This window comes from Arthrobacter sp. TJ-265 (assembly GCF_058269135.1).
Genome location: NZ_JBZCND010000001.1, coordinates 323,185 through 334,581, shown reverse-complemented (window position 1 = coordinate 334,581; position 11,397 = coordinate 323,185). Strand labels below are relative to the sequence as shown.

Here is an 11,397-nt window from a genome sequence, read left to right as displayed (position 1 = left end):
ACAGCAGGTGATCAGGGGCGCCGTCACCTGCACGGCCCGGGGGTAGTCTACCCGCGGTCGATGCGGCCGACCGGGGCGGGCGGTTCGTCCTAGACTGGCCGGGTGAGCACTCCCATCCCCACCCCCTACGAGGACCTGCTGCGCGACGTCATGGCGAACGGCGCGGCCAAGAGCGACAGGACGGGCACCGGTACCCGGAGCGTGTTCGGCCGGCAGCTCCGCTTCGATCTCAGCGAGTCCTTCCCGCTCGTCACCACCAAGCGCGTGCACTTCAAGTCCGTGGCGCTGGAGCTGCTGTGGTTCCTCCGCGGTGATTCCAACGTGCGCTGGCTGCAGGAGCGCGGTGTGTCCATCTGGAACGAGTGGGCGGACGAGGACGGCGAGCTCGGCCCCGTCTACGGCGTCCAGTGGCGGTCGTGGCCCACACCCGACGGCGGCCACATCGACCAGATCGCCCAGGTGGTCGAGGCACTCAGGACGAATCCGGACTCCCGCCGCCACCTGGTCTCGGCCTGGAACGTCTCCGAGCTGCACAACATGGCCCTGCCACCCTGCCACGTGTTCTTCCAGTTCTATGTGAGCCCCGGCGTGGACGGTGGCCCCGGCCGACTCTCCTGCCAGCTGTACCAGCGGTCCGCGGACACGTTCCTCGGGGTCCCGTTCAACATCGCCTCCTACGCCCTGCTGACCCTGATGGTCGCCCAGCAGACCGGCCTCGAGCCCGGCGAGTTCATCTGGACCGGCGGCGACGTCCACGTGTACGACAACCACGTGGAGCAGGTTGCCGAACAACTGTCCCGGGAGCCCTACCCGTATCCGCGCATCGCGCTGAACCGGAAGCCGGACAGCATCTTCGACTATGCCCTGGAGGACTTCGACGTGATCGACTACCAGCACCACCCCACGATCAAGGCACCGGTGGCCGTATGAACGCGGCCCCCTCACCCCCCACGCTGAGCGTGGCCGACGCCGTCGGGTCCCGTCCCGTGATCGGCATGATCTGGGCGCAGACCGAGGACGGCGTGATCGGCAAGGACGGCGGCATCCCCTGGCACGTGCCGGAGGACCTGGCGCACTTCAAGGCCACGACGACGGGACATCCCGTGATCATGGGTCGGCGTACCTGGGAATCGTTCCCCTCCACCTTCCGCCCCCTGCCGGACCGCACGAACATCGTCGTGTCCCGGTCCGGAGCGGACCTGCCCGGTGCCGTCGTCGTCGATTCGCTCGATGCCGCCTTCGACGCCGCCCGGGCCAGTCCCGGCGCGGAGGAGATCTGGGTCATCGGTGGTGGCCGCGTGTACGCCGAGGCCATGCCGCGCGCCAACGCAGCGCTCGTCACCGTCGTCGAATCCGCAGCGGAGGGCGACACCGTGGCTCCCCTGCTGGGAACGGACTGGGCGCTGGCAGCCCTGACCCCGGAAGCAGGATGGCTGGAGTCCGCGAAAGGTCCCCGCTACCGCATCAGCCTCTGGACCAGGCAGGGCTGACGCGGCACCGACGGTCCTCCGCGGACGACGGCACGCACGGGCGCGTGCGTCGTCAGGAGCACGGTGCCCGGCCGGTTCCGCTCCACGGCGGCACGGCTCCGCCGGCGCTGAGGTGCTCCCGGAGCCGCCGGGCACCTCTCCGGACTCCGACAACCGAAGGACACGGACATGACTGACGCAGGCAACCACCCGTCGGACCCGGTGCAGGTCGCGGTCCCGCCCAAGGCTCTCGGACTCGGCTACGCCGAACTGGCGGCGCTGCTCGCGATGAGGCCCGGCGGACCGTCGACGTCGAGCGCGGCTGCGTTGCGCATCCCGCAGGAGGCCGCCGACAGCCAGGTCATCCGTGCCGGCACTTCGTCCCTCGTCGCACACGGCCTCGCGACCGTGGGTCCCAAGCGCGAGCTGGTGGTCCGCGGAGCCATGGCGGCGATCCTCTCCGCCCTGTCCGGCGCCCGGCGGCGCGTCGACATCGGACTGCTGGCGCCCGGCCGGACCAGCGGGAGCATGCTCCAGGTGGAGTCGGACGAGTTCTCCATCCTGCTGCAGCCACGCTCGTACCTCTCCTGGTTGGCCATGGCGCAGGACCCTGGGCTGTCCGGAGCACAGGCCCTCCTCATGATGGTCACCTCGCACCTCACGACCCACCCCGACGGCGGAGCCACCGTGTACCGCCACGAGACGCCGGCCAAGGGCCGCCTCCTCATCAGGAGCGATGCGTCGGGCTGGACGGTGGGCTACCAGTACGAGGGCCGGGAGGACGTCCCCCAGCGGACGGGACTCGACGACGACGCCCTGCTGGCCGAACTCCGGAACGTGAGGGGAGACTGACGGGTCCCTCTCCCCGTTCCCTGACGACTGCCGCCGACGCCGGCGATCTGCGGGAGGCATCGGTCACAAACCAGCGTGTCCGGGGAGCCTCCGCCTAAACTGGAGGGCATGACTTCAGCACCCGAGAGTTCCGCCCTGCCCTCCGTCGGCTTCGTCGGCTGGCGCGGCATGGTGGGCTCCGTCCTCATGCAGCGCCTCCAGGACGAGGGCGGCTTCGCCCGGATCAACCCCGTGTTCTTCTCGACGTCTGCCGCCGGAGGCGCCGCACCGCAGTTCGCGGAGGGCTCCGGCACGCTGCAGGACGCCTACGACGTGGAGACGCTCGCCAAGCTGCCGATCATCGTCACCGCCCAGGGCGGCGACTACACGGCCGAGGTCTACCCCAAGCTGCGCGACGCCGGGTGGCAGGGCCTCTGGCTCGACGCCGCGTCGACGCTGCGCATGGAGCAGGACAGCATCATCGTCCTCGACCCGGTCAACCGCGACGCCATCGACGCCGGACTCGCGCGTGGCGTCCGCGACTTCATCGGCGGCAACTGCACGGTCTCCTGCATGCTCATGGGGTTGGGCGGGCTCTTCCGCAACGGCCTCGTGGAGTGGGGCACGTCGATGACCTACCAGGCGGCCTCGGGCGGCGGCGCACGCCACATGCGGGAGCTGCTCAACCAGTTCGGTACGCTGCATGGCACCGTTGCCGTCAATCTCGACGACCCCGCCTCCGCGATCCTCGACATCGACCGTGCGATCCTCGCCAAGCAGCGGCACCCGAGCCTCGAAGCGAGCCAGTTCGGTGTGCCGCTGGCCGGTTCCGTCATCCCGTGGATCGACAGCGACCTCGGCAACGGCGTATCCCGGGAGGAGTGGAAAGCCGGAGCGGAGACCAACAAGATCCTCGGCACCGCCACGCGTATCCCGTTCGACGGCCTCTGTGTCCGCGTGGGCGCCATGCGCTCGCACTCGCAGGCGCTGACCCTGAAGCTGACACAGGACCTGCCGGTCAGCGAGATCGAGTCGATCCTCGCAGCCGACAACGAGTGGGTGCGCGTCATCCCCAACACGAAGGTCGACACGATCGCGGGCCTGACGCCGGTGGCGGCCACCGGCTCGCTGGAGGTCCCTGTCGGCCGGATCCGTAAGCTCGAGATGGGCCCGGAGTACATCAGCGCCTTCACGGTGGGAGACCAGCTGCTGTGGGGAGCTGCCGAGCCGCTCCGCCGGATGCTGATGATCGCCACCGGGAACCTCTGAGGCGTCTTTCCACGCGCCGGTGACCCATGGGTGTTGTCCGGGTGATCTGACGGCGAGCTGAAGAACCGGTTGGATGCGCGTTGCTGGGGATTCGGCGGCGATCTGCCGACGTCGGACGGCGAGAGCTGTCGGTGGTGTCCCGGTCGCCTCGGTGGACATGACACTCCACCGATCGTTCGAAGCGGCCGCTCCTTCCACTGCTTTCCCTACTGCTGTCCGGTCGAAACCGCGCCCCCGGCGCCACCCGGCAACCCGGGCTCGGCATGCCAGTACCTGTTGCGCCGCGCGGTGGTTCCGGGTCGACCGAGATGTGGCGGTGGAGTGAACCAGGGTATGCCGTTGTGCGATGCGACCGTCCAGAGGCCGTCATGGATGGTGTGGTGGTGGTGTGCACACAGCAGGACTCCGTTGGCGATGCCGGTGGTACCCCCGGAGGCCCAGGGCGTCATGTGGTGGGCCTCGCACCACGTGGCTGGAACAGTGCAGTCCGGGAACGCGCAGCCGCGGTCCCGGGCGATGAGGGCTCTACGCACGTGTGGCGGGAAGAGCCTACCTGCGCGGCCGATGTCGAGGATCTGCCCCTCGCCACCGAGTACCAGGGGAACGAGGTCCGCGTCGCAGGCGATCCGCCGGATGGTGCTGGCACTTAGCTGCTCGGCGAAAACGGCACGCCCGGTCCCGCTTCCGCCCCTCGAGCCGGCGGTGCGGGCATCACCCGAGGTATCCCGACCGGTGGTTCGACCGGCAGGTCGACCGGCGGTCGAACCACCGGTTCGACGTGCCGTATCCCGACTGCTGCTGTCGTGACTGCTGGTGTCCCGGCTGCGGGTGTTGCGGAGCTCGTCGAGGAGGTCGCGGTAGTCGATGGTCACCATGACCTGGGGCCTGTGGCCACCGGTTGCCGGCAGGAGGGACGTGGACAGGGCGATGCGGCATGCACCCACCAGCCCGTCGAGCAGGCTCTGCGCCCGTGTAGGACTTCCCGGTCCCTTCGACGGCATGATCGGATCGCCTGCACCGTCCGTCACGGCTCCGGCACCGTTCACGCACTGGGAAGCGTCCGCGGCGCGGTCGGCCTTGGGACTCCGGGGGTTCGTGGCGGTGGTCATGGCCGTGACCAGATGCTCGAACTGCTCGTCGGTGGCCCCGATCTCGAGGATGCGCAGTCCGTTGCGCCGCCCCCTGAAGAACACGCCCTGACGGGCCCGCAGAACCTTCTCCGTGGGCTCCTGACCGTCCTGGTCCAGCACGGTCTCCCAGCGACGGGCGAGGACACGCAGAACATCCTCATCGGATTCCAGTGCCTGACTGGTGAGATGACGTTCCATCGACGCCAGCTGCTCGGGTGCAGCGAGGCAGCCGGCCCGTTCCACTGCTGAACAGATGAGCGTCGCTGCCCTTCCGCTCAGGGTGCCCGAGGCGAACGCGGCACTCACGGCCGCCGACTGCGGCTCGAGGGGCGCACCCGAGGGAGCGACACCGGGCAGCACGCGATGAGCCAGGTCCAGCCTGCGCTTCGCCTCAGCGCGGCTGATACCCAGCCTGGCCCGCAGGTAGTCCGCGCAGTTCCGGAACCGGTTCCCGCCGGCGCTGTCGGCCGCGCTTCCGCTGGAAGCCCTCACCCCGGCCGCACCGACTGATTCGGACGTGCGGAGGGACTCTTCCGCCCGTGTCTGGAGGGAACCGACTTCACGAGGCTTGTCACCCGACGCCAGATCCGTCTCCTCCGCCAGTCCCGCGGCGAAGACCTGGAGGGAATCGACGACCCGCGAGATGTCCTCGACGTCGACCAGCGTCCGCAGCGCCTCGCTCCGTGACAGCATCCGGCCCTGAGCCGTCAATGAATCAGCCACCTGCACGAGCGCGGCGTGCACGAATCCGAGGGAGAGTTCGGGGTCTCGGGGATTCTCCAGCGGTGCGACAGCCATACCTGATTTTATCGAACGCACGTACTATTTCCGAGGGCGGACGGTGATTGTGGAGGACAGGTCAGCATCGCCTCGTCCACATCTCCTCGCGCCCATCACCGGCCGAGTACGGACCCCTGCCAGGGGATCCGGTACCGCCGGGAGCCGCACGAAAAGGTCGGAGGCCACAGGCAGGATGGGCGCATGGACCCCGTGAACGCAGACATCGTCCTCCGGCGCTTCTTCGCGGCCAGCGGCCACACGCGGCACCCCGAGAGCCTGCTGCGATACGAGCGGATCCAGGTCCACCTCCGCGCCTACCTCGAACACGTCGCCGCGACCAGGCTGACCGACACCGACCAGGAACTACTCGCGCTGGAACGCCAGTTCGGCACCGAGGACCCCTACGTCCAGGTGATGGGAGCGCGCGAGCTGCTGCACGCGCTGCCCGACTTCCTCGCTGCGCCCCAGCTCCTCCCGGACTTCCACGATCGGCTCGCTCAGATCAGCGTCGCCTCACGCCTTGCGCAGTGGCTCTGTTCACGGCAGCTCGTGCAGCGCGAGGACAGCTGGCAGGACGTCGTCCTCACCCGTGCCGCCGCCGAACAGGCGCGCCGATCCCCCGCACGCTGAGGGAACCCGGTGATCAGGCGGCCGACTCGGCCGGGCACCGAGCTACAGGCCGGACCGTCGGCCCACGCGAACCGGGCCAGCGGCCGATTCGCCCGGCGCGCGGCCTGACCAGGCTGGAGGGCCGACTGCCTGTCGGCAGACGCGCCGCCTACCACCTGTCGGGCGGGACGCAGAGGGTGCGCGGCCGACAAGCAGCAAGCGGGCAGCCGACGGCGGGCACGCTACAGGGCGCAGTTGATGAGCAACGGCTCGGGCTCCAGCCGGATCCCGAAGGCCCGCTCCACCCCGTCCCTCACGAGGCGGGCGACGGACAGCAGGTCCGACGCCGAGCCGCCGCCCCTGTTGGTGAGGGCGAGTGTGTGCTTCGTCGACAGCGCGGCCCGCCCGCCGGCAGCGGCGAACCCGTCATCGTCCGCGAGACCGAATCCCTTGGAGAACCCTGCATGCTCGATGAGCCAGGCGGCGCTGAGCTTCACGTGGCCGTCCTCACTTGACGGGTAGCGGGGAGCATCGGCCGGCAGCCGGTCCGCGACATCCTGCGGCACGATCGGGTTGGTGAAGAACGATCCCGTACTCCACGTGTCCGGGTCCGGTGCGTCCAGCACCATGCCCTTCCCGGCCCTCAGTCCGAGCACCTCACGGCGCACATCGTTGGCATAGGCACGCGCCCCGACCTCGACGCCGAGTGCACGGGCCAGCTCCGCATACCGTATCGGGGTGCTCATGCGTCCGAGGCCGAGCTGGAACTCGACCGTCAGCACCACGTAGCGCGGCGACCCGTCGACCGTGCTGCGCTTCAGCAGGGAGTCCCGATAGCCGAACTGCAGCTCGAAGTTGGTGAAGCTCCTGATGCTGTCCGTCTGGCGGTCGAACGTCCGCACCGTGGCGATGGTGTGGGAGACATCCGAACCGTACGCCCCGACGTTCTGGACGGGCGTCGCTCCCGTGGAGCCGGGGATACCCGAGAGTGCCTCGAGCCCCGTGAAGGCGTGAAGGACGGTGTACCGCACGAGGTCGTCCCAATCGTGCCCGGCCTGCACCTTCACCATGACGCCGCCGCACGTGGCGTCGTCGTCGTCGACGGTGAAACCGCTCGAGGTGATGCGGACGACGGTGCCCGCGAAGCCGTCGTCACCGATCAGCAGGTTCGACCCGCCGCTGATGATGAGCAGCGGGTCCCCGGCGGTGTCGGCGGCGCGGACGGCCTCCACGATCTCCTGTTCGGTCGAGGCCTCCACGAGCGTGCGCGCGGGTCCCCCGACGCGTGCCGTCGTGAGGTCGGCCAGGAGGGTCCCGGTCAGGGGCACGGTCATGGCAGCTTCACCACGGCCTGCGCCTTCACGAGCACCTTCTGCCCGGCGAAGGTCACGGTGAGGTCGATCCGCGCCGTCGACCGCTCGGTGTCGATCGCGCCGACGACGCCCGTCACCTCCACCACGGCACCCGGCTCCCCGGGCTGCGCCGTGGTGTCCTCGACGACCACGGGCTTGGTGAACCGCGTCTGGTAATCGATGACGGCGGCGGGGTCGCCGACCCAGTCCGTGACGAGCTGGACGACGGCGCCCATGGTGAACATGCCGTGGGCGATCACGCCGGGGAGTCCTACCCCCTCGGCGAAGGCCTGGTTCCAGTGGATCGGGTTGAGGTCTCCCGAAGCGCCCGCGTACCGGACCAGGTCCTGGCGGGTGATGTCGATGGTGGTGGAGCCGATCTGCCGGCCCACCTCGAGCGTGCTGATGGAAACTGCCATGGCTACTGGTCCTCTCCGCGGACGAGGAGGGACGAGGTCGTGGTGGCCGTCGGCTCGCCCTCGATCGTCGAGATCTCCGCACGCGTGGTGATCATCGCGCCGCCGCCCATGGCCCGCACCTGGTCCACGTGGAGTTCGGCGACGAGCTGGTCGCCCGCGATGATCGGACGGTGGTGGATGAAGCGCTGGTCGGCGTGGACCACGCGGGTGAAATCGATCCCCGCACTCGGATCGGCGATGAGCTGCGCGTCGGCACGCTGCGCGATGATGATCGCGAAGGTGGGCGGGGCCACCAGGTCCCGGTGTCCGAGCGCTGCCGCGGCGTCGACGTCGTAGTGTGCCGGGTGTGTCGCCTTGACGGCCCGGGCGAAGTCGCGGATCGCCTCACGGCCGACGGAGTAGGTCTCTCCTGCGGGGTAGCTACGCCCCTGCAGGTCTGGGTCGATGGTCATGGTTCCTCCGATGGAAACGGCGTCGGGCGGGCGGGGAGATCCTGGCTGAGGGCGCGGGAAGGGGGCGGCGTCGGGCTGTGCGGGCTCAGCGCCGGTCCCGAAGGCGGCGCCGGGTGTCCCGCGAGCGCACCACCATGCCCGCAACGTGGCACACCATACCGACCACGATGATCGGGATGCCGGTCGAGACGAGCGTCCGCTGGTCCGTGACGGCTCCGACCACGGCGATGAGGATGCCGAGCGCCGTGGTCACCAGGGCGGAGACCACCAGCTTGCGGTACAGGTCCGAGCCGGTCTCCCAGGGCGTATTCAGCATTCACCGATTCTACTGCCGCCCGCCCCTCGGTCATCAGAAGAGCGCTTCTTGGACAGCCGGCACCGGCGTGCTGAAGTCCCCGGCCCGGAGCCGCCGGCCCTTGAGCTGGGCCAGGTCCGCGACGAACACGAGGTCCGCGCCGTCGATCGAGACCAGCGCCGACGGGCCGAGTACCTCGCGGACGGTGACGCCGTGCCTGCCCTGACCGAGCGGCAACGGATACGGCTGCAGCCCCCGTCGGCCGAGGACGGCGGACCACGACGGCGGCGGGTCGAACTCCTCATGGACCACCTCGAAACCCTCGATCTCCAGGCCGCCACCCAGCAGCCCCCGGGCCGCCAGGGCGAAGCCGTCGTTGACGTGCTCCAGCTGCACCGCGGGCAGCGGCGCGCACAGGGACGCGGCCTTGGTCGCGGACCGTACGGCCTGCTGCAGGCCGACCGTGCGCGTGACCTCGTCCTCGAGGATCCGCACGATCCGCCCGTCCCGGGCGTACGCGACGAACTGCGCCACGACGGCGCCCTGCTCCACGAGGCGCGCCCGCTTCCGCAGGTGCGACGCCGTCCCGACCTTCGTCGAGCCGTCCGCGAAGGTCGCGACGTAGAGCCAGTGCGGCTGGTCGAGGTAGCGCTTCAGCCCGGCGGGGGCGATCCCGGAGCGGTGGATGTCGTGCATGTAACGGAGGTCGTCCTGTGCGAAGCAGCGCCCGCACTGGGAGCCGCGCTCGGCAGGCGCCTCATCGGCACACGGCACCCAGGTGCGGTCCTCCCGTCCGTGGACCCGGTGGAAGCCGAGGCAGTACTTCCCCTCGGCGGTGACCTCGAACGCGAGTCTCGTGCCCGGGCTGAGCGGCAGCTCGCACCGCCCCTCGTCCTCCCCACCGGAGTCGGCGCGCAGCGCGGACACCTCATGCATCGACAGGGACGGCCCTGCCTCGTCCCAGGTCACGCCGCTGCAGAGATAGGTCGGTTCCACGGCTCCAGCGTAGGGGCTGGTACCGACAACGACGGCGTACCGCGCAGGCCCGGCGCCGATCGACCGGCCGGGCTCCTCGGACATCGGGGCCGCCCGACTCTGGTGCCCGCAGCGGACGTCGGGGACACTGATGCCGCATCACCCCCGCATCCGCCACGGCGGACACCCCGACGTCCAGGAGGATCACGCCATGGAAAGTGACGAACGACCCGGAACGGTCCTGTCCGAAGCCGAAGCATGGGACATGCTGAAACGCTCCGAGTACGGTCGGCTGGCCGTGAGCGTGCTGGGCGAACCGGACATCTATCCGCTCAACTTCGTCGCGCACAACGGGGCACTGTTCATGCGGACGAATCCGGGGACGAAGCTGGCCGAACTCACGGTGAACGAGCGCGTCGCCTTCGAGGTGGACGAGGTCACCGGCGACGAGGCCTGGAGCGTGGTGCTCAAGGGCACGGCCCGGGTGATCCTCTCGCAGTCCGAGGTGGACGAGGCGGACACTCTGCCGCTCAGGCCCTGGATCCCGACGCGGAAGTACACCTATGTGGAGATCACCCCCACCTACATCCATGGACGCCACTTCGAGCTCGGCGAGGAACCGGAGCGGTACTGACCCGCCGGGCGTCACCCCGGGGACGTGACGCCACCCGTGAGTACGCGGCTGAGATCGTAGGCCGCGGGGAGGTCGAGCTGGTCGAACGTGCACGAGCGGGCTTCCCGGTCCGGCCGCCACCGTTCGAACTGGACCGTGTGGCGGAAGCGGTCACCCTCCATCTGGTCGTACCGCACCTCGACCACGCGTCGCGGATGGAGCCGGATGTAGGAGACGTCCTTCGCGGACGCGAACCGGCTCCGCTCGGTGGCGCCCAGTTCCGCGGTGCCGTCGTCGTCGCGCATCACGTCCTGCTCCAGTTCGTCGACCAGCTCCAGCCGACGCGTGTCCGAGAACGCGGAGATGCCGCCGACGTTCCGCAGCGCGCCGTCCTCGTCGTAGAGACCGAGCAGCAGCGACCCCACACCCTGCCCCGACGTGTGGATCCGGTAGCCCAGCACCACGGTGTCGGCGCTGCGGTGGTGCTTCACCTTGAGCATGCGCCGCTTGTTCGGTTCGTAGGCGGCGGCCAGCGGCTTCGCGACGACGCCGTCGAGGCCCGCGCCCTCGAACTCCACCAGCCAACGGCGCGCGAGCCCGACGTCGCGCGTGACCTGCGAGAGATGGACCGGCTGCGCGAAGGACTCCCCCACACGCTCCAGGGCTTTCCGGCGCTCGTCGAAGGGCACACCCGTCAGGTCGGCGCCGTCCAGCGCGAGGAGATCGAAGGCGATGAACGACGACGGCGTCTGCCCGGCCAGGAGCTTCACCCGGCTCTCCGCCGGGTGGATCCGCTGCGAGAGCGCGTCCCAGTCGAGCCGCTCCGCCCCCGGCTCCCCTTTCCGCACCACGATCTCCCCGTCCACCACGCAGCGGTCGGGGAGGTTCTCGAGCAGTGCGTCGACGAGTTCCGGGAAGTACCGGGTGAGCATCTTCGAGCCCCGGCTGCCGATCTCGCAGGTGCCGTCCGCGATCCTCACGATCGCCCGGAAGCCGTCCCACTTGGGCTCGTACACGAGGCCGCCGGGCACGCTGTCGGGCTCGGGGACGGCAGCGACGGCCTTGGCGAGCATGGGGCGGACAGGGAAGGGAAGGTCGGTCATGCTCCGATCCTGTCCTATGGGCGCGAGCTGCGCCATCACCGCCCGGGCCTCGCGGCCTCCCCCCCCCCCCCCGAGGACACTGCAGGGCCCGCCGTTCGGC

Annotated in this window: 13 protein-coding genes; 6 read left to right on the top strand and 7 right to left on the bottom strand. The window is 69.9% G+C overall.

Features of this window, described 5'->3' with window-relative positions; all coding sequences use genetic code 11:
* Positions 1-150 precede the first annotated feature (150 nt).
* The 4 genes from AC4D2E_RS01590 to asd all read left to right on the top strand — a co-directional run bounded on the left by AC4D2E_RS01590 (position 151) and on the right by asd (position 3,569).
* Entirely contained in the window at positions 151-930 is a 780-nt protein-coding gene (locus AC4D2E_RS01590; protein WP_104166822.1) for a thymidylate synthase, read from the top strand.
* Positions 927-1,490: a dihydrofolate reductase gene (locus AC4D2E_RS01585; RefSeq protein WP_104166447.1), complete on the top strand. Its 564-nt coding sequence runs from the start codon at positions 927-929 to the stop codon at positions 1,488-1,490. Before AC4D2E_RS01590 ends, AC4D2E_RS01585 begins: the two co-directional genes overlap by 4 nt.
* Before the next feature lie 168 nt (positions 1,491-1,658).
* Positions 1,659-2,321 carry a hypothetical protein gene (locus AC4D2E_RS01580; protein ID WP_490909941.1) on the top strand — a complete coding sequence of 221 codons (663 nt, stop codon included), beginning with the start codon at positions 1,659-1,661 and terminating at the stop codon, positions 2,319-2,321.
* A 108-nt stretch (positions 2,322-2,429) separates the two neighbouring features.
* On the top strand, positions 2,430-3,569 hold the full coding sequence (asd, locus tag AC4D2E_RS01575) for an aspartate-semialdehyde dehydrogenase (protein ID WP_490951475.1): 1,140 nt from the start codon (positions 2,430-2,432) through the stop codon (positions 3,567-3,569).
* A gap of 206 nt (positions 3,570-3,775) precedes the next feature.
* Here the strand turns inward: asd and AC4D2E_RS01570 are convergent, their stop codons facing one another.
* Complete coding sequence (locus AC4D2E_RS01570; protein WP_490951474.1) at positions 3,776-5,497, bottom strand: HNH endonuclease signature motif containing protein; 1,722 nt, start codon at positions 5,495-5,497, stop codon at positions 3,776-3,778.
* 183 nt (positions 5,498-5,680) lie between these two features.
* On the opposite strand from AC4D2E_RS01570, the gene AC4D2E_RS01565 reads away from it, so the two are divergent.
* The gene (locus AC4D2E_RS01565; RefSeq protein ID WP_104166453.1) at positions 5,681-6,109 is read left to right on the top strand and encodes a hypothetical protein; all 429 of its coding nucleotides are present in this window, start codon (positions 5,681-5,683) and stop codon (positions 6,107-6,109) included.
* Positions 6,110-6,330: 221 nt separating this feature from the next.
* Here AC4D2E_RS01565 and AC4D2E_RS01560 read toward each other — a convergent pair whose 3' ends face one another.
* The 5 genes from AC4D2E_RS01560 to AC4D2E_RS01540 all read right to left on the bottom strand — a co-directional run bounded on the left by AC4D2E_RS01560 (position 6,331) and on the right by AC4D2E_RS01540 (position 9,602).
* Positions 6,331-7,422 (bottom strand): UDP-N-acetylmuramate dehydrogenase, encoded by a 1,092-nt coding sequence (locus AC4D2E_RS01560; RefSeq protein WP_490951473.1) that lies wholly within the window; start codon positions 7,420-7,422, stop codon positions 6,331-6,333.
* Entirely contained in the window at positions 7,419-7,859 is a 441-nt protein-coding gene (locus AC4D2E_RS01555) for a MaoC family dehydratase (protein WP_490909945.1), read from the bottom strand. The genes AC4D2E_RS01560 and AC4D2E_RS01555 overlap by 4 nt, the downstream gene beginning before the upstream one ends.
* A gap of 2 nt (positions 7,860-7,861) precedes the next feature.
* Positions 7,862-8,311, bottom strand: coding sequence for an FAS1-like dehydratase domain-containing protein (locus AC4D2E_RS01550; RefSeq protein ID WP_490909946.1), 450 nt, complete (start codon positions 8,309-8,311; stop codon positions 7,862-7,864).
* A gap of 85 nt (positions 8,312-8,396) precedes the next feature.
* Positions 8,397-8,627 (bottom strand): hypothetical protein, encoded by a 231-nt coding sequence (locus AC4D2E_RS01545; protein ID WP_104166459.1) that lies wholly within the window; start codon positions 8,625-8,627, stop codon positions 8,397-8,399.
* A gap of 33 nt (positions 8,628-8,660) precedes the next feature.
* Complete coding sequence (locus AC4D2E_RS01540) at positions 8,661-9,602, bottom strand: DUF2797 domain-containing protein (protein ID WP_490909947.1); 942 nt, start codon at positions 9,600-9,602, stop codon at positions 8,661-8,663.
* Positions 9,603-9,792: 190 nt separating this feature from the next.
* Here AC4D2E_RS01540 and AC4D2E_RS01535 point away from each other — a divergent pair, with 190 nt between their 5' ends.
* Positions 9,793-10,215: a pyridoxamine 5'-phosphate oxidase family protein gene (locus AC4D2E_RS01535; protein ID WP_490909948.1), complete on the top strand. Its 423-nt coding sequence runs from the start codon at positions 9,793-9,795 to the stop codon at positions 10,213-10,215.
* An 11-nt stretch (positions 10,216-10,226) separates the two neighbouring features.
* Here AC4D2E_RS01535 and AC4D2E_RS01530 read toward each other — a convergent pair whose 3' ends face one another.
* Positions 10,227-11,297 carry an ATP-dependent DNA ligase gene (locus AC4D2E_RS01530; protein ID WP_490951472.1) on the bottom strand — a complete coding sequence of 357 codons (1,071 nt, stop codon included), beginning with the start codon at positions 11,295-11,297 and terminating at the stop codon, positions 10,227-10,229.
* Positions 11,298-11,397: the final 100 nt, after the last annotated feature.